The sequence below is a fragment of the Hydrogenophaga sp. 2FB genome (assembly GCF_005503365.1).
In the GTDB taxonomy this organism is placed as follows: domain Bacteria; phylum Pseudomonadota; class Gammaproteobacteria; order Burkholderiales; family Burkholderiaceae_C; genus Hydrogenophaga.
This window is the reverse complement of the sequence record NZ_SCML01000028.1, coordinates 62,212-83,691: the sequence shown is the minus strand read 5'-3', so window position 1 is coordinate 83,691 and position 21,480 is coordinate 62,212. Positions and strand designations below refer to the sequence as shown.

Below are 21,480 nucleotides of genomic sequence, written 5' to 3'. Positions count from 1 at the left end.
GGGGTGGTTCCGGCAGTGGTTCCGGGGGCGGTGGTGGCAGTGGCGGCGCTTCTCCATTGGCGGGCATTGTGCGCGAGCAAGGCAATACCGTGACCGATGTGGGTCAAGCCGTCTCGGGCCTGGGGGGAACGCTGGGCACGGTGGTGCAGCCGGTGGTGGGCACGTCGTCCGCCCAGGCCACGAACACCCTGGTGAAAAACGCCGGCGACACCGTCGGCGCGCTCGGCTCGACGCTGGCCAATGGCCTGGGTCAGTTGGGCACGGTGGACAACCCCCTGGGTGTCACGGCGGCGGGTGCCGGCGGCGTGATCACCCAGGCGGGGCGCACGGTCTCCAGCGCGGGCGACGTTGTCACCGGCCTGGGCGACAACCCGGCCACCTCGGCGTTGCGCCCGGTCACCAACGTGGCCGGCCAGGTGGTCGACCAGGTCGGTGGCGTGGTCAGCCGACTGGGCCAGACCGTGGAAACACAGGCCAGCAGCGGCCCGCTCAACCAGGTGCTGGACCGCGGGAGCAACGTGGTCGAAACGGTGGTGTCGGGCGTGGAAGCGCCACTGGTCTCCGGCACGGGCAGCCCCGTCCAGCAAATCGGCAGCACGGTCAACACGCTGATCGTTCCCATCACCACGGCAGCATCGCAGCTCACCTCCGGCGCCGGTGGCGCCACCGGCGCGGGCAACCTCGTCGGCGATCTGGTGGTGGGCGTGGGCGGCACGGCGCAACAGCTGGGCGTTGGCGTGCAGGGCGATGGCAGCCAGCCCATCGTCAACAGCCTGGGTCAGGTGGTGGATCAGACCGGTGGCCTGGTGGCCAACGTCGGCGCCGCTCTGGGCGGCACCGCGGGCGGTTCGGGCACGGGCATTCTCGCGCCTGTCGTGGGTGTCGTCGGGGGTTTGACCAGCACGGTCGGCGGCGCTGGCAGCACCAGCACAGGCGGCAACATCCTGGCGCCGGTGGTCAACACCGTGGGTGCGCTCACGGGTGGCCTCACCTCCACGGCCGGCGGCGGCACCACGGGTGGCGGTGCGCTGACGAACACGCTGGGCAATGTGGTCGGCGGCGTCTCGGGCACCCTGGGCGGCCTGCTGCAACGCTGAACCCCGACCTGAGAGAAAGAGCAGACCATGCCCAGACGCGTGACCCGGCAGCTGCTGCTCGCTGGGGCGTCCTGGTGGGTTGCCACGGGGGTTGGCGCGCAAAGCGTCGCCCCCGTCGGCAGCCCGCTGGACACCCTTCCCCGCCCAGCGTTGCCTGAGCAACGGGGCACCCAGGTGCACATCGACGTCCAGCGGCCACCACCGCCGGGCGCCGGCTTGCTGGGTTCGAGCATCGCACCGCAGAAATTCGATATCGAAGGTGTACGGTCGATTCCCTTCGAAGAAGTGGCGGCCCTGTTCGCGCCCCTGGCCGGCAAGACGGTCACCGTCGCGGAGATCGTGGAGCGAAGCCAGCAGGCCACCGCGCTGTACCAGCGGCGCGGTTACGCGCTGTCGTTCTTTTTCGTGCCGATGCAGGACTTCGCCAACGGCGTGGTGCGCGTCGTCGCCGTGGAAGGCCACGTGCAAACGGTGCGCATCGAGGGCGACGCGGGCAAGGCCGAGCCCAAGCTGCGCGAGATCGCCGAACACATCCTGCACGAAAAGCCGCTGAGATCGGCCACGTTCGAGCACTTCACCAACCTCCTCGGCCGCCTGCCGGGCATCGGCATCCAGGCCCAGGTTCAGCTGCCCACGAGCACCGACGGCGCCAGCACCCTGGTCATTCGGGCGAAGCACAAACCCTATGACCTGGCGGCCGGTCTGGAAACGCGCAAGCCGAACCCGCGCGCGGTGGTCACCGGCGTGCTGAACAACCCGCTCGTGGCGGGCAGCCAGCTCGGGGCGTCCACCCTGCTGTCCACGGCGAAGAACGACCACTACAACGCCGTGCACTACGAACAGTTCGTGGGCAGCGAAGGTTGGTCGGTCAAGGCTTCGCTGTCGCACTACCGTGGCGACCCGGACGAGCAGTTGGGCGTGAGCAACCCACTGCAACGCGAAACCGAGGTTCAGCGCGCCGAGTTGACCACCACGCTGCCACTGAAGCTCACGCGCGAAGCGAGCTGGATGGCCAGCACCGGGCTGTATGGCGTGAACACGCGCGACGCGATCAGCAACCCCGCCAATGGCGCGCAACTGGTGAACGACACCCAGGTGCGCGCGCTGTTCGGCCAGCTCACCTATTCCCGCCAGACGCCCCACGACGGCGTGCAGCTCAACCTGCGGCTCACCCACGGCCTGACGGGCCTCGGGGCCCAGGCCCACATCACCAGCAACGTACCCGGCCTCTCAGGGCCGAGCGCGGTGGAACTCGGGTTTGCAAAGCTGCAGTTCGAGGCCAGCCACCAGCACCGCTTTGCCAACCAGTTCGGCACGGCGGTGTCCTTCGCGGTGCAGCACAGCCCGCACAACCTGCCCAGCAGCGAAAAGATCTCGTTCGGTGGCAACCGTTTTGCACGCGGCTACGGCGCGGGTGAAGCCGTGGGCGACTCGGGCTGGGGCCTCGGGTTGGAACTCAACCGCGCCTTCACCGTCGACAGCGTGTGGCTGCGGCAATGGCAACCCTATGTGCTGCTGGAAGCGGCGCGCGTGCACGCCCGCCTGGGCACGCCCGCACCCGCGCGGCTGCGCTCGGTGAGCGTTGGCCTGCGCCTGACCAACTTCAAGCAGTACAGCCTCGACCTGGCGCTGTCCAGGCCCACGGGCGACATGCCGGTGGAGAACACCCGGCGCGACTGGCGCGCGAACCTCACGCTGAGTTATCGGCTGGGCGATTGAGGTCCCTGCGAGAACGCGAGCGACAGGAAGTCCACGAACGCCCGCACGCGCGCGGCCAGCTGGTGGCGCTGCGGATAGACCGCGTGGATCGACGCATCGGGCGTGAAGTACTGCGGCAGCACCTGCACCAGCCGCCCGTTGCGCAGGTACCGCTCGATGTCCCATTCGGCGCGCATCAGAATGCCGTGGCCGTCGAGTGCCCAGTTGACGGCGATTTCGCCGTCGTTGGTGGTCAGGTTGCCGCGCGTCTTCACCGCTTCGGTGCTCACGGTCTTGCCACGCCCGTGCGAGAGCCGCCACACGCCGTACGCCTCCTCGCCCTGGCGAATGCCGATGCAGTTGTGGCGCGTGAGGTCGTTCGGCACTTTGGGAATGCCGTGTTTTGACAAGTAGGCCGGCGACGCGCAGAGCAGCCGCCGGTTGGGCGCGATCTGGCGCGCGATCATGCGCGAATCGGGTGGCGCGCCAAAACGGATGCAGACATCGAACGCGTCTTCGGTCAGCGGCGGCGGATTGACCGACAACTGCAGTTGCACCTCCACCTGCGGGTGCTTGCGCACGAAGCGCGAAATGAGCGGCGCCACGTGGCTGCGGCCAAAGCCCAGCGTGGCGTTGACGCGCAGCAGACCGGTGGGCGTGGAGCGCGACACGCCCAGCAACTGCGCCATGTCGTCGATATCGCCGAGGATGCGGCGCGCGTGTTCCAGGTACACCTCGCCCTCGGGCGTGAGGCCCATGCGCCGCGTGGTGCGGTTGACCAGGGCCACGCCCACGCGCGCCTCCATCAATGCCAGGTGCTTGCTCACCGCCGGCGTGGTGACGCCGAGTTCGCGCGCGGCCGCGCTCAGGCTGCCCGCGCTGGCGAGCACCGAGAAGAAGCCGAGGTCGGCGGGCTGGATGGCTGGGGTCATGGCAAATCGATTGTTGAATCCAGGTTAACGATGGATTCACTTTATCGGTGTTTCGAGGGCCTGTCGATTCCCTACAGTCCATCCACCGAACCACCCCTCAGCGAGATCGAGAGAGACACACACCATGAAGACCTACGCCATCGCGACCATTCCCGGAGACGGCATCGGCAAGGAAGTCGTGCCCGCCGGCCAGCAGGTGCTGGAGGCCTTGGCCGCCACCAGCCACGGCATTCGTTTCCAGTTCCAGGACTTCGACTGGGGTGGCGACCACTACCGCCAGCACGGCGTGATGATGCCGGCCGATGGCCTGGACGCGCTGCGCGACAAGGACGCGATCCTGTTCGGCTCGGCCGGCGACCCGCACATTCCCGACCACATCACGCTCTGGGGCCTGCGCCTGAAGATCTGCCAGGGCTTTGACCAGTACGCCAACGTGCGCCCCACGCGCATCCTGCCCGGCATCGACGCGCCGCTCAAGCGCTGCAAGGCCGACGACCTGAACTGGGTGATCGTGCGCGAGAACTCCGAGGGCGAGTACTCGGGCGTGGGCGGCCGTGTGCACCAGGGCCACCCGATCGAGGCTGCCACCGACGTGAGCATGATGACCCGCGCGGGCGTCGAACGCATCATGCGTTTCGCATTCAAGCTGGCGCAGTCGCGTCCCCGCAAACTGCTGACCGTGATCACCAAGAGCAACGCGCAGCGCCACGCCATGGTGATGTGGGACGAAATCGCGGTGCAGATCGCCCAGGAGTTTCCCGACGTGACCTGGGACAAGGAACTGGTCGACGCCGCCACCGCGCGCATGGTGAACCGCCCCGCCACGCTGGACACCATCGTCGCCACCAACCTGCACGCCGACATCCTGAGCGACCTGGCCGCCGCGCTCGCGGGCAGCCTGGGCATCGCCCCCACCGGCAACATCGACCCCGAGCACCGCTACCCCTCGATGTTCGAGCCCATCCACGGCTCGGCCTTCGACATCATGGGCAAGGGCCTGGCCAACCCGGTCGGCACCTTCTGGAGCTGCGTGATGCTGCTCGAACACCTGGGCGAATTCGATGCCGCGCAACGCCTCATGCAGGCCATCGAACAGGTCACGGCCAACCCGGCGCTGCACACCGGCGACCTGGGCGGCAAGGCCACCACCGCGCAAGTGACGCAGGCCGTGTGCGACCTGCTGAGCGCGCAGCTGCAACGCAAGGCCGCCTGAGTTTTTTGCGCTACCTGGCGCAATCCCGCGCCCACGACCGGACGCTTCGTCCGGCGGTTCACACGCACACCGTGCAACAGGAGACAGACACCATGCAGAACGCCCACCGCATTCCACGCCGCCTCGTCCTCCAGGGCGTGGCCCTGGCCACCGCCCTCACCGCGACCGGCGCCATGGCCCAGGCCTGGCCGAACCGGCCGATCACGCTCATCGTGCCCTTCGCGGCCGGTGGCACCACCGACGTGCTCGCACGCGCGCTCGGCGAGCGGCTGCAGCAGAGCCTGGGCCAGCCCGTGGTGATCGAGAGCAAGCCCGGCGCCGGCGCCACCATCGGCGCGGACTTCGTGGCCAAGGCCAAGCCCGATGGCTACACGCTGCTGGTGGGCGCGGTGCACCACACCATCGCCACCAGCGTCTACAAGAAGCTGCCCTACGACTTCCAGAAGGACCTGGCGCCCATCACCACCATCGCCATGGTGCCCAATGTGCTGGTGGTCAACGCCACCACGCCCGCGAAGAACGTCAACGAACTGGTGGCCTTGCTCAAGGCCGACCCTGCCAAGGCGAACTTCGGCTCCAACGGCAACGGCACGGCCCAGCACCTGATCGGCGCGCAGTTTCAGAACAACACGGGCGCGAAGCTCCAGCACATCGCCTACAAGGGCAGCGGCCCCCTGGCCACCGATTTGCTGGGCGGCCAGATCCTGCTGTCGTTCGACACCATCACACCGGTGCTGCCGCACATCAAGGCGGGCAAGCTGCGACCCTTGGCCGTCACCACCGCCACGCGCTCCGCGGCACTGCCCGACGTGCCCACGCTGGACGAAGCCGGCCTCAAGGGTTTCAATATCGGCACCTGGTTCGGCGTGCTGGCGCCCGCGGCCACGCCCAAGGACATTCTTGTTCGGCTCAACACCGAGATGGTGAAGATCATCAAGTCGCCGGAGTTCCGCCAGCGCATGGCCGACGTCGGCGCCGATCCGATCGGCGACAGCGCCGAGCACATGGCTCAGACCATCCGGAACGAAACCGAGAAATTCGGCAAGCTGGTGAAAGAGGCCAACGTCGTGGTCGACTGAGGCCGCGGACCCGCCGACTACCCGCCGCTGGCCAGCATCGCCAGCATGGCCGCTTCATCGATCACGGCCACGCCCAGGGTCTGGGCCTTCTCCAGCTTGCTGCCGGCCTCGGTGCCCGCGACCACGTAGTCGGTCTTCTTGCTCACCGAGCCCGCCACCTTCGCGCCCGCGGCTTCGAGCAGGTCCTTGGCCTGGTCGCGGCTGAGCGTGGGGAAGGTGCCGGTGAGCACGAAGGTCTTGCCGGCCAGGGGTTGTGGGGCGCGCTCCGCCGGTTCGCCCTCTTCCCACGTGAGGCCGCAAGCCCGCAACTGCTCCACCACCTCGCGGTTGTGGGGCTGCTCGAAGAAGGTGTGGATGCTCTGCGCCACCACCGGGCCAACGTCGTTGACCTCGGACAGTGCTTCAACGCTTGCGTCCATGACGCTGTCGAGTTTTCCGAAGTGGCGCGCCAGCTCCTTGGCCGTGGCCTCGCCCACGTGGCGAATGCCCAGGCCGAACAGGAAACGCGGCAGCGTGGTGTGCTTGGATTTCTCCAGCGCGGCAACGATGTTCTTCGCCGACTTCTCGGCCATGCGCTCCAGCCCGGCCAGGGTGGTGAAGCCCAGTTTGTACAGATCGGGCAGCGTCTTGATCAAACCACTGTCGACCAGTTGCTCCACCAGCTTGTCGCCCAGGCCTTCGACTTCGACCGCTCGGCGGTGCGCGAAATGCAGGATCGCCTCTTTGCGTTGCGCGGCGCAGAACAGACCGCCCGTGCAGCGGTGGTCGGCCTCGTCCTCCTCGCGCACGGCATCGCTGCCACACACGGGGCACTGGCTCGGCATGGTGAACGGCGGGGGGTCGCCCACGCGCTTGTCGAGCAGCACCGACACCACTTCGGGAATCACGTCGCCGGCGCGGCGCACGATCACCGTGTCGCCCACGCGCAAGTCCTTGCGGCGCGCTTCGAGTTCGTTGTGCAAGGTGGCGTTGGTCACGGTGACCCCGCCCACGAACACGGGTGCGAGCTTGGCCACCGGCGTGAGCTTGCCGGTGCGGCCCACCTGCACGTCGATGGCGAGCACGGTGGTGAACTGTTCCTGCGCCGGGTACTTGTGCGCCACGGCCCAACGCGGTTCGCGCGTCACGAAGCCGAGCTGCTTCTGCAAGGCAAGCGCATTTACCTTGTAGACCACGCCGTCGATGTCGTAGGGCAACTGGTCGCGGCTCTCGCCGATGCGTTTGTGAAAGTCGACCAAGGCGTCGGCGCCCACCGCCACCGTGGTCTGCTCCGCCACCGGAAAGCCCCAGGCCTTCAGGCGCATGAGCCAGTCGTATTGCGTGGCGGGCGGGTTCTCGTCGCCCAGCACTTCGCCCCAGCTGTAGGCAAAGAAGCTCAGCGGGCGCTGCGCGGCGATGCCCGAATCAAGCTGGCGCACGGCACCCGCGGCAGCGTTGCGCGGGTTGACGAAGGTCTTCTCGCCCTTGGCGCCGGCCGCGATCTTGGCGCGCTGCTTTTCGTTGAGCGCATCGAAGTGGTCGCGGCGCATGTACACCTCGCCACGCACTTCGAGCACCGGTGGCGCATCGGCCGGCAGGCGCAGCGGCACCTGCTGGATGGTCCGGATGTTGGTCGTGACGTCCTCGCCCACCTCGCCATCACCGCGCGTGGCGGCTTGCACCAGCACACCCTGTTCGTAGCGCAGGCTCATGGCCAGGCCATCGAACTTGAGCTCGGCGACGTATTCCACGGCCGGGTCGGCTTCGCTCAGCCCCAGTGCGCGGCGCACCCGGGTATCGAAGTTGCGCGCGCCGCTGGGTTCGGTGTCGGTCTCGGTGTTGATCGAGAGCATGGGCACGGCGTGGCGCACCGGCGTGAACATGTCGAGCACACGGCCACCCACGCGCTGGGTAGGCGAGTCGGGCGTCAGCAGTTCCGGGTGCGCCGTTTCGATGGCCTGCAGCTCGCGGAACAGCTTGTCGTATTCCGCGTCCGGGATCTCCGGTTCGTCGAGCGTGTAGTAGCGGTGGGCGTGGTGGTGCAGTTGCGCGCGCAACTCGGCGGCGCGCTCGGCCGGCGACGAAGGCTCGGCAAAAAGGTCAGCGGTCATTCAGGAGAAGAGTCGTCGTGCCTGTGGTGAGCCGGCGGACAGATCGCGGCTGTCGAGCGCGTCGTACAGGCTTTCGAGGTCGGCGCCAATCTGGTCCATGGCCTCGGGGGACAGGGGTTGGCCGCCGTCGTCGGTGACGGTGCCCTCCATGGCTTCGGCCAGCGCCATTGCGGCCTGGCGCATGCGCACGAACGGTTGCTCGCTGCGTGGCACGTGCGTGACTTCGAGCGACAGCGCGATCTCGCGCAGCGCGCTCTGTTCGGGGTCTTCGGCCATGGCGGCCTGCGGGTCGAACATGAGGCTGAGGATGGGTGCGTTGCCACTCTGGGTGGTCGCGAGCACCATGCGCCCGGGCAAGGCCCCGGCGACGAAGCCGAGCTGGGCGGCGTGCTGCGCCACGTAGCCCGGGCTCCAGGCGGTGCGGCGCGCGCGCAGCATGAAACCGAGCTGCGCGTCGTGCCCGCTGGCGAAAGCGTCGAGCTCGCGCGCGCGGGCCACCTCGGCGCGCATCTCGGGGAAGTCGGGCGCGGCGCCCAGCGCGTCGGCAAAGGCCTGGGCCTTCACCACGAATTCGGAAAACTCGATGTCGTTGAGTGGCCCCGAGCGGTTGGCCAGTTGCACGCCGGCCTGCAGCGCGCGGTAGCGCTGCCCGGGTCGCGGGCTCTCCCACTCGCCGGTGCTGTCGCTCTGGCCTTCCACTGCAAACGGTTTGCTGCCCACGCGCCGCGTGCCCGGCAGCGCGGCCAGCACCGCGTCGCCAGACACCTCGTGTTCCAGCATCAGCGGTGCGATCACGTCGATCAGGGCGTCCAGGCCGGGGCGCTTTTCGGGCGGCTGGTTCATCAAGGGGTTGATGCTGACGGCGGCCGCGGCGACCGCCACCGCCGCCGCATCGGCGGGCTCTGGCGCGCCCGGCGCATCGCCGAACACGGGATCGACGCGCTGGACTTCGTGCTCGGCCAGGTCGGCGGGCGTGTAGGGCAAGGTTTCATCACCAGCGCGCTCGTCGGATGAACCGCCGCCCGCGCGCTCGCGCGCGGTGAGGGGCGCGCTCTTGTTGGTGACCCAGGCGTTGTAGGCCACGACGCCCGCCAGCACGAGCCCTCCGATGATGGCCAGGCCGATTTGCAGTGTGCTCATGGTGCTTGCTGAATGGGTTCGATCAGGAGGGTTCGAGCATGCCGGCGGCCGACTCCATGTCCACCGCCACGATGCGCGAGACGCCCTGCTCCTGCATCGTCACGCCGATCAACTGCTTGGCCATTTCCATGGCGATCTTGTTGTGGCTGATGAAGAGGAACTGGGTTTCCTTGGACATGGCGGTGACCAGTTTCGCATAGCGCTCGGTGTTCGCGTCGTCCAGCGGCGCGTCCACCTCGTCCAGCAAACAGAACGGTGCCGGGTTGAGCTGGAAGATGGCGAACACGAGGGCAATGGCGGTCAGCGCCTTTTCACCACCCGAGAGCAGGTGGATGGTCTGGTTCTTCTTGCCGGGCGGCTGCGCCATCACCTGCACGCCGGCATCGAGGATTTCCTCGCCGGTCATCACCAGCCTGGCGTTGCCGCCGCCGAACAGCTCGGGGAACATGCGGCCAAAGTGCGTGTTGACGGTTTCGAAGGTGCTGCCCAGCAGTTCGCGCGTTTCGTTGTCGATCTTCTTGATCGCGTCTTCCAGTGTGTTCATGGCCTCGACCAGGTCGGCCGATTGCGCATCGAGGAAGGTCTTGCGCTCGCGCGCGGTGGTGAGCTCATCGAGCGCCGCGAGGTTGACCGCGCCCAGCGCCTGGATCTCGCGGTGCATGCGGTCGATCTCGCCCTGCATGCCGTTCAGGCGCACATTGCCTTCGGTGATGCTCTGCGCCACCGCCGCCAGGTCGGCCTGGGCTTCGTCGAGCAACTGGCTGTACTGCTCCACGCCCAGGCGCGCGGCCTGTTCCTTGAGCTGGAATTCGGTGATGCGGTTGCGCAGCGGCTCCAGCTCGCGTTCGAGCTGCAGGCGGCGCTCGTCGCTGGCGCGCAGCTTGGCGGTGAGGTCGTCGTACTGGCTGCGCAGGGCGCCCAGGGCCTGCTCGCGTTCGAGCTTGATGTTCAGGGCATCCTGCAGACCGGCCTGGGCAGCGGCGTCGTTGAGCCGGCCCAGTTCTTCGCTCGCGCGCTGCTCTTCGTCGGCCAGCGATTTTTCCTGCGTGGCGGCGGTTTCCATCGCCCGCTGCAGTTCGCTCTGGCGCGCCTGCAGGCTGCGCAAGGCAAACACCGCCTCTTGCGCCGTGCGCTCCAGCGTGCGCTGCTGCTCGCGGGCCTGGTTCAGCGCGCGCTCGGCGTCGATGACCTTGTCGTCCAGTTGCGCGTGGCGCTCCTGGCTGTCGGCCAGCTGCATGTCGAGTTCTTCGAAGCGCGCTTCGGCGGTGACGCGGCGTTCCTGCAACTCGTCGAGCTGGGCGTCCACTTCCGCGAGGTCGGCGCCAATCTGTTCGCTGCGCGCGCGGGTCTGCTCGGCCAGCTGCGTCAGGCGCAGGGCTTCCACCTGCAGTTCGTGCGCGCGGCTGCGCGATTCGGCGGCTTCGCGCCGCGCGCTCACCAGGCGCTGCGAGGCGTCGCTGTACGCGGCTTCGGCGCGGATCAGGGCGGTGCGCGCCTGTTCGGCGATCAGCACCTGGCCCTTGAGCTGCTTGTCGATGTTCTCGATTTCCTGCGCGCGTGCCAGCAGGCCGGCCTGCTCGCTGTCGGGCGCATAGAAACTCACGCTGTGCGCGGTGACGGCGTGGCCACTGGCGACGAAGATCACTTCACCCGGCTGCAACTGGGCGCGCTGGGCCAGCGCTTCTTCCAGATTGGCGGCCGTCAGGCAGCCGTGCAGCCACTCGGCCAGCAGCGCCTGCTGCCCGGCATCGTTCAGGCGCAGCCATTGCACCAGGGGCTTGAGGCCGGTGGCGCTGCTCGAAGCGGCACCACCTTGCGGCGGGCTGTAGAAGGCCAGCTTGGCCGGTGGCGCGTCGTTGCCGAAGGCGCGCACCATGTCCAGGCGCGACACCTCCAGCGCGCTCAGGCGCTCGCGCAGCGCCGCTTCGAGCGCGTTTTCCCAACCGGTCTCGATGTGAATGCGGCTCCACAGCCCCTGCAGGCTGTCCAGGCCGTGCTTGGCCAGCCAGGGCTTCAACTTGCCGTCGGTCTTGACCTTCTCCTGCAGCGCCTTGAGCGCTTCCATGCGGGCGGACAGGTCGGCCTGTTTCCCCGATTCCTGGTTCACCGCCTGTTGCGCGGCGCGGCGCTGCTCGTCGAGCTGGGGCACGCTGTCCTGCAGCTCGTGCAGCACGGCGTCGTTCAGTTCGGCGGTTTCCTGGGCGCTGGCGAGTTGCGTCTGCGCTTCCAGCAGACGCGCTTCGTCCGGTGCGGCCAGCGCCTTGCGGTCGGTGTCCAGGCGTTCGCGGCGCTGGTTGAGCGCGCGGCTTTGTTCTTCCACGTTGCGCTGTTCGGCGGCCAGCACCTGGATCTGCTGCTGCACCTGCGTGACGCTGCCGCGCTGCTCGTTGGCGCGGGCCTGCGCCTGGCGCAGGTTGTCTTCGAGTGTCGGCAAGGCGCTCGATTGCTCTTCGCCTTGCGCCGCCAGCACGACCGACTGGTCTTCGGCGTGCACCATCGATTCGGCGAGTTGCTCCAGCTCCACGGTCGCGTCCTGGCTGCGCGTGGCCCAGGAACCGATCTGCTCCTTCAACTGCGCCAGGCGCTGTTCAACGCGCTGGCGGCCTTCCACCACAAAGCGGATCTCGGCCTCCAGCTTGCCCACTTCGGCGCTGGCTTCATACAGCTTGCCCTGCGCCTGGTTCACCTGATCGCCTGCGGCATAGTGCGCCTGGCGAATGGTTTCCAGCTCGGACTCGATGCGGCGCAGGTCGGCCGTGCGCGACTCCAGGTTGTTGACGGCCTGGGCGGCGTCGTTCTTCACCTTGACCTGGTCGGCCTCGGCCTCGCTGCGCTTGAGGAACCACAGCTGGTGCTGCTTGAGCGTGGCGCCAGCCTGCAGCTCGTTGTAGCGCGCGGCCACCTCAGCCTGCTTCTCCAGCTTGTCCAGGTTGGCGTTGAGTTCGCGCAGGATGTCTTCCACCCGCGTGAGGTTCTCGCGCGTGTCGGCCAGGCGGTGCGCGGTCTCGCGGCGGCGTTCCTTGTATTTGGAGACGCCAGCGGCCTCTTCGAGGAACAGGCGCAGCTCTTCCGGTTTGCTCTCGATGATGCGGCTGATGGTGCCCTGGCCGATGATGGCGTAGGCGCGAGGGCCCAGGCCGGTGCCGAGGAACACGTCCTGCACGTCGCGGCGGCGCACCGGCTGGTTGTTGATGTAGTAGCTGCTGGTGCCGTCGCGCGTGAGCACGCGCTTGACCGCGATTTCGCCGAACTGGCCCCATTGGCCGCCGGCGCGGTGGTCGCTGTTGTCGAACACCAGTTCGACGCTGGAACGGCTCGCGGGTTTTCGCGTGTTGGTGCCGTTGAAGATCACGTCCTGCATGGACTCGCCGCGCAATTCCGAGGCTTTGGACTCGCCGAGCACCCAGCGCACCGCGTCCATGATGTTGGACTTGCCGCAGCCGTTGGGACCGACGACGCCGACGAGCTGGCCGGGCAACATGAAGTTGGTCGGTTCGGCGAAAGACTTGAAGCCGGAGAGCTTGATCGAGTTGAGGCGCACGCTTGAGGGCTCCCTTGGCGAGGCCAAGTGATTGAATTCAAAGGCATTTTCACCGCGGAGGCCGCGGCGGGGGTGGCGTCGATGATACCGTGCGCCTGCACGATAATCGTCGGCCATGAACCCATTGCTCTCTCGCCTGCAGCCCTACCCCTTCGAGCGGCTGCGCAAGCTGTTTGCCGACGTCACGCCCAACCCCGCCCTGCGGCCCATCAGCCTGGGCATCGGCGAGCCCAAGCACGAGGCCCCCGAATTCCTGAAGCAGACCTTCGTGGACGCGCTGGAAACCGGCCTGAGCAACTACCCGCCCACCGCCGGCACGCCGGAATTTCGCGCCGCCTGCGCCGGCTGGATGCAGCGCCGCTACGGGGTGACACTCGACGCGGCCACGCAGATCCTGCCGGTCAACGGCACGCGCGAGGCCCTGTTCGCGTTCGCCCAAACGGTGATCGACCCCACGCGCCAGGGCGCCACGGTGGTCATGCCCAACCCCTTCTATCAAATCTACGAGGGCGCGGCCATGCTGGGCGGCGCCGAGCCCTACTACGTCGCCAGCGACCCGGCGCGCAACTTCGCGGCCGACTGGGCCAGCGTGCCCGAGGACGTCTGGGCCCGCACCCAGCTGCTCTACGTGTGCTCCCCCGGCAACCCGGCCGGCGCGGTCATGCCGCTGGACGAGTGGAAGACGCTGTTCGAACTCAGCGACCGCCACGGCTTCGTGATCGCCTCGGACGAGTGCTACAGCGAGATCTATTTCCGCGACGAGCCGCCCCTCGGTGGGCTGGAGGCCGCCACCAAACTCGGCCGCGGCGACTTCCGCCGCATGCTGATGTTCACCAGCCTGTCCAAACGCAGCAACGTGCCCGGCCTGCGCAGCGGCTTCGTGGCCGGCGACGCCGCCCTGGTCAAATCGTTCCTGCTCTACCGCACCTACCACGGCGGCGCCATGAGCGCAGTGGTGCAGGCCGCCAGCATCGCCGCCTGGGGCGACGAGGACCACGTGGTGGACAACCGCCGCCAGTACCGCGAGAAGTTTGCCCAGGTCACGCCCGTGCTGGCCGAGGTGCTCGACGTGGCCCTGCCCGACGCTGCCTTCTACCTCTGGGCCGGCGTGCCGGCCTCGTTTGCCAACGCCGTGCCCGGCCTGAGCGCCGACGAGGCGTTCGCCCGCGAGTTGCTGGCTCAATACAATGTGACGGTTCTGCCCGGCAGCTACCTCGCCCGTGAAACTGGCGGCGTCAATCCGGGCACCGGGCGCGTTCGCATGGCCCTGGTGGCCGAGACCGCCGAATGCCTCGAAGCCGCCCAGCGCATCCACGCCTTTCTGTCACGCCGCGCCTGACGCGCCGCGGCTCCCTTTTTCTTTCTTTACTTCAGCCTCGAGACATCACATGAGCCAACAACTGCAAACCCTGATCGACAACGCCTGGGACATCCGCGCCGAACTCTCCCCCGCCTCCGCCCCCAAGGAAGTGCTGGACGCCGTGGAGCACGTGATCGCCGAGCTCAACAACGGCCACCTGCGCGTGGCCACGCGCGAAGGTCTGGGCAAGTGGACCGTGCACCAGTGGATCAAGAAGGCCGTGCTGCTGTCGTTCCGCCTGAAGGACAACGAAATGATGCGCGCCGGCGAGCTGGGCTTTTTCGACAAGGTCCAGACCAAGTTCTCGCACCTGAGCGAAGCCGAACTGAAGGCCACCGGCGTGCGCGTGGTGCCACCCGCCGTGGCGCGCCGCGGCAGCTTCATCGCCAAGGGCGCGATCCTCATGCCCAGCTACGTGAACATCGGCGCCTACGTGGGTGAAGGCACCATGGTCGACACCTGGGCCACCGTGGGTTCCTGTGCGCAGGTTGGCGCCAACGTGCACCTCTCCGGTGGCGTGGGCCTGGGCGGTGTGCTCGAGCCCCTGCAGGCCAACCCGACCATCATCGAAGACAACTGCTTCATCGGCGCGCGCTCCGAGGTGGTCGAAGGTGTGATCGTCGAAGAGAACTCCGTGCTGGGCATGGGCGTCTACATCGGCCAGAGCACCCCCATCTTCAACCGCGACACCGGCGAAATCTCGTATGGCCGCGTGCCCAGCGGCAGCGTGGTGATCAGCGGCAACCTGCCCAAGAAAACCGCGTCGGGCAAGGACTACAGCACCTATGCCGCCGTCATCGTCAAGACGGTCGACGCGCAAACGCGCTCGAAGACCAGCCTGAACGACCTGCTGCGCGACTGAGTCTGAACGGACGCGGCCCGGATCAAAAAACAGCGAAGGGAGAACGGCATGAGCAGCGGAACGATGGAGCGCATCCTGCGCCTGATGGCCGAGAAGAAGGCCTCGGACGTCTACCTGACGGCGCACGCGCCGGCGATGATCAAGATCAACGGGCAGACCATCCCGGTCAACAGCCAGGTGCTGCCCCCCGACGCGCCTCGCAACCTGCTCTCCGAAATCGTCTCGCCCACCCGCATGGAAGAGCTGCAGGAAACCGGCGAGCTCAACATGGCCGTGCCTCTGGACGCGCTGGGCAACTTCCGTGTCAGCGCGTTCCGCCAGCGCGGCAACATCGCCGTGGTCATCCGCTTCGTGCCGAGCGACATTCCCGCGCTCGACTCGCTCAATGTGGCGCCGATACTCGCCGACCTGATCATGGAAAAACGCGGGCTGGTGCTCATGGTCGGTGCCACCGGCGCGGGCAAGAGCACCACGCTGGCGGCCATGATCGACCACCGCAACGAACGCACCACCGGCCACGTGCTCACCATCGAAGACCCGATCGAGTACGTGTACCGCAACAAGAAGTCGGTGGTGAACCAGCGCGAGATCGGGCCCGACACGGCCTCGCTGCAGATTGCATTGAAGAACGCGCTGCGCCAGGCGCCCGATGTGATCCTGATCGGCGAAATCCGCGACCGCGAAACCATGTCGGCCGCCATTGCCTACGCGCAGTCGGGCCACCTGTGCCTGGCCACCCTGCACGCCAACAACAGCTACCAGGCGCTCAACCGCATCCTGAGCTTCTACCCGGTCGAAGTGCGCCCGACCATGCTGGGCGATCTGGCCGCCACCTTGCGCGCCATCGTGTCGCAGCGCCTGCTGCGCACCCACACCGGTGGGCGCGTGCCGGCCATGGAGGTCATGCTCAACACCTCGTTGATCGCCGACCTGATCCAGAAGGCCGATTTCTCGGGCGTGCGCGAGGCGATGGAAAAGTCGCTCGCCGAAGGCTCACAAAGCTTCGAGCAGGATCTCGCGCGCCTCGTCACCGATGGCCTGGTGACGCGCAACGAAGGCCTGGCCCACGCCGACTCCCCCAACAACCTGCTCTGGCGCCTGCAGAACGATTTCAACGCCACCAAGGCGGCCGAAGCAGCGCACTCGGGCGAAGAAGAAGGCGGCGACAGCGCCACCTTCACCGAGTTCACGCTCGACGTCAGACATTGAACCCATGACCGAAACCCTGCGCCTTGCCGAAGAGCTGATCGCCCGCCCCTCCGTCACCCCCCGCGACGAAGGTTGCCAGGCGCTCATCGCCGCCCGCCTGGAGCGACTGGGTTTTGTCTGCGAAACGATCGAGAGCGGCCCGGCCGACTTTCGCGTGGTCAACCTCTGGGCCCGCCTGGGCACCGGCCAGCGACCGACGCTGGTGTTCGCCGGCCACACCGACGTGGTGCCCACCGGCCCCGTCACGGCCTGGGCCAGCGACCCCTTCGTGCCCAGTCACCGCGACGGCAAGTTGTATGGGCGTGGCGCAAGCGACATGAAAACCTCCATCGCCGCCATGGTCGTGGCCTGCGAGGAATTCGTGGCGGCGAACCCGAACCCGGCCATCGACATCGCCTTCCTGCTCACCAGCGACGAAGAAGGCCCCGCTCTGGACGGCACCGTCGTGGTCTGCAACGCGCTCCAGCAACGCGGCGAGCGCCTGGACTGGTGCATCGTCGGCGAGCCCACCTCGGTCGAGCGCACCGGCGACATGATCAAGAACGGGCGGCGCGGCACCCTGAGCGGCAAGCTCACCGTCAAGGGCATCCAGGGCCACATCGCCTACCCGCACCTGGCGAAAAACCCGATCCACCTCGCGGCGCCCGCGCTGGCCGAACTCGCCGCCACGGTCTGGGACGCAGGCAATCACTACTTCCCGCCCACCAGCTGGCAGATCAGCAACATCCACGGCGGCACCGGCGCGAGCAACGTCATCCCCGGCACCGTGGTGATCGACTTCAATTTCCGCTTCTCCACCGAGTCCACACCCGAAGGCCTGCAGCAACGCGTGGTCGAACTGCTGCAACGGCACGGTCTGCAATCCGAGGCCGACTTCGACCTTCAATGGACGCTGGGTGGCAGGCCCTTCCTCACGCCACCCGGCACGCTGGTGGATGCCGTGCGCGCCGCCGTGCGAGACGAAGCCGGGATGGAGACCATCCTGTCCACCACTGGCGGCACCAGCGACGGCCGCTTCATCGCGCAGGTGTGCCCGCAAGTGATCGAACTGGGCCCGCCCAATGCCACGATCCACAAGATCGACGAGCACGTGGCCGTGGCCGATATCGAGCCCTTGAAAAACATCTACCGCCGCACCCTGGAGCAACTGGCCGTCCAGGCCAGAACTTGAGCACACCGTGATCCTGAAAGACCTTCTCGCTCAAGCGAGCCAGCGCCTCGAAGCGGCGCAACTGGCGTATGGGCATGGCACCACCAACGCGCAGGACGAAGCCGCGTGGCTCGTGCTGTGGCAGTTGGGCCTGCCGCTGGACAGCGATGTCGACACCCTCGCCCGCCATGCCGTCACCATGGACCAACATGCCGCGGTGCTCGCACTCGTCCAACGCCGCATCGACACCCGCGAGCCCGCCGCCTACCTCACCGGCGAAGCCTGGCTGCAGGGCGTGCCGTTCCATGTGGACCGCCGCGCCATCGTGCCGCGCAGCTTCATCGCCGAGCTGCTGGCCGAGGGCTCCATCGACCCCTGGCTGGACGACACCACCCGCGACGTGCTCGACCTCTGCACCGGCAACGGCAGCCTGGCCGTGCTCGCGGCGATGGCCTACCCGGAGGTGCGTGTCACCGGCGCCGACATCTCCGCCGACGCACTGGACGTGGCGCGCATCAACGTCGACCGCCATGGCCTGCAACAGCGCATCCAGTTGATCGAATCCGACGGCCTGAGCGCTTGCCCCGGGCCGTGGGACCTGATTCTCTGCAACCCACCCTACGTGAACGCGCAAAGCATGGCCGCGTTGCCACCCGAGTACCGCGCCGAGCCCGGCCTGGCGCTCGATGGCAACACCGCAGGTGGCACCGACGGCATGGACTTCGTGCGCACCCTGCTGCGCGACGCGCCCGCTTGCCTCAAGCGTGGCGGCGTGCTCGTGCTGGAAATCGGCAACGAACGCGAGCACTTCGAGGCCGCGTTTCCGCAGTTGGAAGCCATCTGGCTGGAGACCAGCTCGGGTGACGACCAAGTGCTTTTGCTCACCCTGGAATCCCTTTTGAATCTCAAATGACGCTGCTGTTTTCGCAAGCGTCCTCCCCATGATCACACTGAAGAATGTTGTCCTTCGCCGCGGTGCGAAGGTCTTGCTCGATGGCGCGTCCTGCACCATCAACCCCGGAGAAAGAGTCGGCCTCGTCGGCCGCAACGGGGCCGGCAAATCCAGCCTGTTTCGCCTGCTCGATGGCGTGCTGCACGAAGACAAGGGCGACTTCTATGTGCCCGCCCAGTGGCGCATGGCCCAGGTCGCGCAGGACATGCCCGAGACGGACATGTCGGCCACCCAGTTCGTCGTCGAAGGCGACGTCACGCTGCTGGCCGCGCAACAGGAAGTCCATGCGGCAGAAGAAAGCGGCGACGGCGAGCGCATGGCGCACGCCTACATGGAACTGCACGACGCGGGCGCGCACGACGCGGCCGCCCGTGCGCAGGCCCTCATTCTGGGTCTGGGCTTTCGCACCGACGAGCTGGAACGCCCGGTCGACAGTTTCTCGGGCGGCTGGCGCATGCGCCTGCAACTTGCACGCGCACTCATGTGCCCGAGCGAACTGCTGCTGCTCGACGAACCCACCAACCACCTGGACCTTGATGCGCTCGTGTGGCTGGAAGCCTGGCTGCAGCGCTACGAAGGCACCATGCTCGTGATCAGCCACGACCGCGAGTTCCTGGATTCCATCACCAACGTCACCATCCACATCCACGCCGCGCAGCTCACACGCTACGGCGGCAACTACAGCCGCTTCGAAGACATGCGCGCCGAGCAGATGTCGCTTCAGCAATCGGCCTATTCGCGCCAGCAGGACAAGATGGCGCACCTGCAGAAATTCATCGACCGCTTCAAGGCCAAGGCGAGCAAGGCCAAGCAGGCGCAAAGCCGCGTCAAGGCGCTCGAGCGCATGGAAAAGATCGGCCCGGTGCTGGCCGACGCCGAATTCACCTTCGAATTCACCGAGCCGCAGAACCTGCCCAACCCGATGCTCGCCATGGCCAATGCGAGCTTCGGCTATCCGGCAGCGAACGACGGCGACCCACCCACCACCATCGTGCGCGACGTGAGCCGCTCCGTGCTCGCGGGCCAGCGCATCGGCATCCTCGGTGCCAACGGCCAGGGCAAGTCCACCGTGGTCAAGACCATCGCGCGCGACCTCGCGCCACTGAGCGGCGAGATCACCGAAGGCCGGGGCCTGAACATCGGCTACTTCGCGCAGCAGGAACTCGACGTGCTGCGCCCCAACGACACACCGCTGGAGCACATGATCCGCCTGGTGCGCGACTGCACCGCACAGGGTCGGCTGAGTGGCCAACCCACGCGCGAGCAGGACCTGCGCAGCTTCCTGGGCAACTTCAACTTCACGGGCGACCAGGTCAAACAAAGCGTCGGCAGCATGAGCGGCGGCGAAAAGGCGCGGCTGGTGCTGTGCATGATCGTCTGGCAGCGCCCCAACCTGCTGCTGCTCGACGAGCCGACCAACCACCTGGACCTCGCCACGCGCGAGGCCCTGTCGGTGGCACTCAACGAGTTCGAAGGCACGGTGATGCTGGTCAGCCACGACCGGGCCTTGCTGCGCGCCGTGTGCGACGAGTTCTGGCTCGTGTCGCGCGGTGGCATTGCACCATTCGACGGCGATCTGGACGACTACCAGCGCTACCTGCTCGACATGGCCAAGCAAGCGCGCGAGGCGCAACGCCAGGAACAGCGCAGCCAGCAGCAACGCGCACCGGCGCCGGCCGCCGCACCGGTGGCCATAGCCGCTACACCGGAACCGGCCCGCACACCCGAGCAAAAGCGCCTGGACGCGCAACGCCGCCAGCAACAGGCCGAGGTGACGAAGCCGCTGAAGAAAGAGCTGGAAAAGGCGGAGAAGCGCATGGCGCAACTGGCCCAGGAAAAAGCCGCGCTCGAAGCGACCATGAGCCAACCCGGCAAACCCGCCGAACTCGCGGAGTCTGGCCGTCGCCTCAAGGCCGTGAACGACGAGACCGACGCGCTCGAGGCACGCTGGCTGGAGCTGCACGAAGCCATTGAAGCGGCCGGTGCCTGAAACCGGCTGCTGGGGTATGCTGGTGTTGCCGATCGTTCGGTAACACCACCAACCCCGAGGAGGAAGCGTTCCATGATGTCGATACTTGCCACCCTGTTCATTGGCCTCATCGCAGGCTTCATCGCGCGCGCCATCAAACCCGGCGACGACGGCATGGGCTGGATCATGACCGCCGTGCTCGGCGTGGCCGGCTCATTCCTGGCCGGCTATCTGGGCGCCGCGCTCGGTCTGTACCAACCCGGAGAGGCTGTCGGCTTCATCGCATCGGTCATCGGCGCGATCATCCTGCTGGTGATCTACGGGTTCTTCAAGAAGAAGTGAGCCTGAGGGCCGTCGTCGCCCCGACCCCAACAAAAGGCCCTGGTTTCGCAACCAGGGCCTTTTGCTGCGTGGTGCGGTCGACGCACAATGACTTGCCAAACACGGCGCCATCGCGCCATATTCGTTATTCGCGAATAGCGAATAAACCCGACGTTGGAACTCAAACCACAAGACTTGCTGGTATTGCTGACCGGTGGCTGCGAACTCGCCACAGCGATGGACTTACGCCGCGCTGGGCGAAGCCCTGGCCATGAGCGCATCCGAGGTGCATGCGAGCGTGAAGCGCTCCGTGGCGTCCGGTCTTGCGGTAACGCCAGCGCGCGGCGAGTGGTCGCCGGTGCGACCCAACTTGCTTGAATTCATGCTGCACGGTGTGCGCTACGTCTGGCCGGCCACGGCCGGAGGCGGAACTGATGCGGTTCGACGCGGAAAGCCCCGATGCGGACCAATGACCCCAACCTGCCCTTTCTGCGCCAGGTTGCCGAGGCACTGGGCGAACTGCGCGAGCAGGTGGTGTTTGTCGGCGGCGCTGTCACCGGCCTGCTGGTGACCGACCTGCCGCTGGGTGCACAAGGCATCGGGCGTGCTGTTCGATCTGATGCCTATGCAGCCCGAGGTGCTGGGCTTTTCCAATCGCTGGTATCCCTATGCCGTACAGACAGCGACAGCGGTCGGAATGGCCGCGGCCCCTGCCCACTTGCGACATGCGGTGGCCATGGCCTTCACTCGATTGCTGGCTCACCAGGACTTTGCAAACGTGCTGCCGGGATTGATCGCCGAGCCGAAGCGCTCATCTCTCGTGCTGGACCGCTTGAAGAACTTGAGTTGATCCCATTCAGCACGGGT

The 21,480-nt window shown here is 67.2% G+C and carries 16 protein-coding genes; 12 read left to right on the top strand and 4 right to left on the bottom strand.

The window, feature by feature from the left end; translation table 11 throughout:
- The coding region (locus tag FFS09_RS17380; RefSeq protein ID WP_171020082.1) for a collagen-like triple helix repeat-containing protein at nucleotides 1–1,097 on the top strand (1,097 nt) is incomplete at its 5' end.
- A gap of 27 nt (nucleotides 1,098–1,124) precedes the next feature.
- The gene (locus FFS09_RS17375) at nucleotides 1,125–2,816 is read left to right on the top strand and encodes a ShlB/FhaC/HecB family hemolysin secretion/activation protein (protein WP_137920154.1); all 1,692 of its coding nucleotides are present in this window, start codon (nucleotides 1,125–1,127) and stop codon (nucleotides 2,814–2,816) included.
- Here FFS09_RS17375 and FFS09_RS17370 read toward each other — a convergent pair.
- The gene (locus tag FFS09_RS17370; protein ID WP_137920153.1) at nucleotides 2,798–3,727 is read right to left on the bottom strand and encodes a LysR family transcriptional regulator; all 930 of its coding nucleotides are present in this window, start codon (nucleotides 3,725–3,727) and stop codon (nucleotides 2,798–2,800) included. The two genes, FFS09_RS17375 and FFS09_RS17370, sit on opposite strands and share 19 nt — an antisense overlap.
- Before the next feature lie 124 nt (nucleotides 3,728–3,851).
- Between FFS09_RS17370 and FFS09_RS17365 the strand changes: the two genes are divergently transcribed.
- Together FFS09_RS17365 and FFS09_RS17360 are read left to right on the top strand one after the other, a co-directional pair.
- Nucleotides 3,852–4,940, top strand: a complete 1,089-nt coding sequence (locus tag FFS09_RS17365) for a tartrate dehydrogenase (RefSeq protein ID WP_137920152.1) — start codon at nucleotides 3,852–3,854, stop codon at nucleotides 4,938–4,940.
- Between the two features lie 92 nt (nucleotides 4,941–5,032).
- A complete protein-coding gene (locus tag FFS09_RS17360; protein WP_137920151.1) occupies nucleotides 5,033–6,019 on the top strand; it encodes a Bug family tripartite tricarboxylate transporter substrate binding protein in 987 nt (328 codons plus the stop codon).
- A gap of 17 nt (nucleotides 6,020–6,036) precedes the next feature.
- On the opposite strand, the gene ligA is transcribed toward FFS09_RS17360, so the two are convergent.
- From ligA to smc, 3 genes are read right to left on the bottom strand one after another with little or no spacing between them, the layout of a single operon-like run.
- Nucleotides 6,037–8,109 (bottom strand): NAD-dependent DNA ligase LigA, encoded by a 2,073-nt coding sequence (ligA, locus tag FFS09_RS17355; RefSeq protein WP_137920150.1) that lies wholly within the window; start codon nucleotides 8,107–8,109, stop codon nucleotides 6,037–6,039.
- Nucleotides 8,110–9,249, bottom strand: coding sequence for a cell division protein ZipA C-terminal FtsZ-binding domain-containing protein (locus tag FFS09_RS17350; RefSeq protein WP_137920149.1), 1,140 nt, complete (start codon nucleotides 9,247–9,249; stop codon nucleotides 8,110–8,112).
- A 22-nt stretch (nucleotides 9,250–9,271) separates the two neighbouring features.
- Nucleotides 9,272–12,790, bottom strand: a complete 3,519-nt coding sequence (gene smc, locus FFS09_RS17345; RefSeq protein ID WP_137920148.1) for a chromosome segregation protein SMC — start codon at nucleotides 12,788–12,790, stop codon at nucleotides 9,272–9,274.
- Between the two features lie 115 nt (nucleotides 12,791–12,905).
- Here smc and dapC point away from each other — a divergent pair, with 115 nt between their 5' ends.
- The 8 genes from dapC (at nucleotide 12,906) to FFS09_RS30900 (ending at nucleotide 21,463) form a co-directional block, all read left to right on the top strand.
- Nucleotides 12,906–14,129, top strand: a complete 1,224-nt coding sequence (gene dapC, locus FFS09_RS17340; RefSeq protein ID WP_137920147.1) for a succinyldiaminopimelate transaminase — start codon at nucleotides 12,906–12,908, stop codon at nucleotides 14,127–14,129.
- A gap of 49 nt (nucleotides 14,130–14,178) precedes the next feature.
- Nucleotides 14,179–15,012 carry a 2,3,4,5-tetrahydropyridine-2,6-dicarboxylate N-succinyltransferase gene (dapD, locus tag FFS09_RS17335; RefSeq protein ID WP_137920146.1) on the top strand — a complete coding sequence of 278 codons (834 nt, stop codon included), beginning with the start codon at nucleotides 14,179–14,181 and terminating at the stop codon, nucleotides 15,010–15,012.
- 48 nt (nucleotides 15,013–15,060) lie between these two features.
- Complete coding sequence (locus tag FFS09_RS17330; protein ID WP_137920145.1) at nucleotides 15,061–16,221, top strand: PilT/PilU family type 4a pilus ATPase; 1,161 nt, start codon at nucleotides 15,061–15,063, stop codon at nucleotides 16,219–16,221.
- Between the two features lie 4 nt (nucleotides 16,222–16,225).
- Entirely contained in the window at nucleotides 16,226–17,392 is a 1,167-nt protein-coding gene (gene dapE / locus FFS09_RS17325; RefSeq protein ID WP_137920144.1) for a succinyl-diaminopimelate desuccinylase, read from the top strand.
- Between the two features lie 7 nt (nucleotides 17,393–17,399).
- Entirely contained in the window at nucleotides 17,400–18,284 is an 885-nt protein-coding gene (gene prmB / locus FFS09_RS17320; RefSeq protein WP_137920143.1) for a 50S ribosomal protein L3 N(5)-glutamine methyltransferase, read from the top strand.
- A gap of 28 nt (nucleotides 18,285–18,312) precedes the next feature.
- On the top strand, nucleotides 18,313–20,313 hold the full coding sequence (locus FFS09_RS17315) for an ABC-F family ATP-binding cassette domain-containing protein (RefSeq protein ID WP_137920142.1): 2,001 nt from the start codon (nucleotides 18,313–18,315) through the stop codon (nucleotides 20,311–20,313).
- 72 nt (nucleotides 20,314–20,385) lie between these two features.
- Nucleotides 20,386–20,634, top strand: a complete 249-nt coding sequence (locus FFS09_RS17310) for a GlsB/YeaQ/YmgE family stress response membrane protein (protein ID WP_137920141.1) — start codon at nucleotides 20,386–20,388, stop codon at nucleotides 20,632–20,634.
- Between the two features lie 583 nt (nucleotides 20,635–21,217).
- Entirely contained in the window at nucleotides 21,218–21,463 is a 246-nt protein-coding gene (locus FFS09_RS30900; protein ID WP_212745119.1) for a hypothetical protein, read from the top strand.
- Nucleotides 21,464–21,480: the final 17 nt, after the last annotated feature.

What these genes read in the sequence shown, in the direction of transcription:
- FFS09_RS17310 (WP_137920141.1), top strand. Translation starts at nt 20,386, where the DNA reads ATGATGTCGATACTTGCCACCCTGTTCATTGGCCTCATCGCAGGCTTC.
- FFS09_RS17375 (WP_137920154.1), top strand. Translation starts at nt 1,125, where the DNA reads ATGCCCAGACGCGTGACCCGGCAGCTGCTGCTCGCTGGGGCGTCCTGG.
- FFS09_RS17360 (WP_137920151.1), top strand. Translation starts at nt 5,033, where the DNA reads ATGCAGAACGCCCACCGCATTCCACGCCGCCTCGTCCTCCAGGGCGTG.
- dapD (WP_137920146.1), top strand. Translation starts at nt 14,179, where the DNA reads ATGAGCCAACAACTGCAAACCCTGATCGACAACGCCTGGGACATCCGC.
- ligA (WP_137920150.1), bottom strand. Translation starts at nt 8,109, where the DNA reads ATGACCGCTGACCTTTTTGCCGAGCCTTCGTCGCCGGCCGAGCGCGCC.
- FFS09_RS17330 (WP_137920145.1), top strand. Translation starts at nt 15,061, where the DNA reads ATGAGCAGCGGAACGATGGAGCGCATCCTGCGCCTGATGGCCGAGAAG.
- dapC (WP_137920147.1), top strand. Translation starts at nt 12,906, where the DNA reads ATGAACCCATTGCTCTCTCGCCTGCAGCCCTACCCCTTCGAGCGGCTG.
- FFS09_RS17315 (WP_137920142.1), top strand. Translation starts at nt 18,313, where the DNA reads ATGATCACACTGAAGAATGTTGTCCTTCGCCGCGGTGCGAAGGTCTTG.
- dapE (WP_137920144.1), top strand. Translation starts at nt 16,226, where the DNA reads ATGACCGAAACCCTGCGCCTTGCCGAAGAGCTGATCGCCCGCCCCTCC.
- FFS09_RS17370 (WP_137920153.1), bottom strand. Translation starts at nt 3,727, where the DNA reads ATGACCCCAGCCATCCAGCCCGCCGACCTCGGCTTCTTCTCGGTGCTC.
- FFS09_RS17365 (WP_137920152.1), top strand. Translation starts at nt 3,852, where the DNA reads ATGAAGACCTACGCCATCGCGACCATTCCCGGAGACGGCATCGGCAAG.
- FFS09_RS17350 (WP_137920149.1), bottom strand. Translation starts at nt 9,249, where the DNA reads ATGAGCACACTGCAAATCGGCCTGGCCATCATCGGAGGGCTCGTGCTG.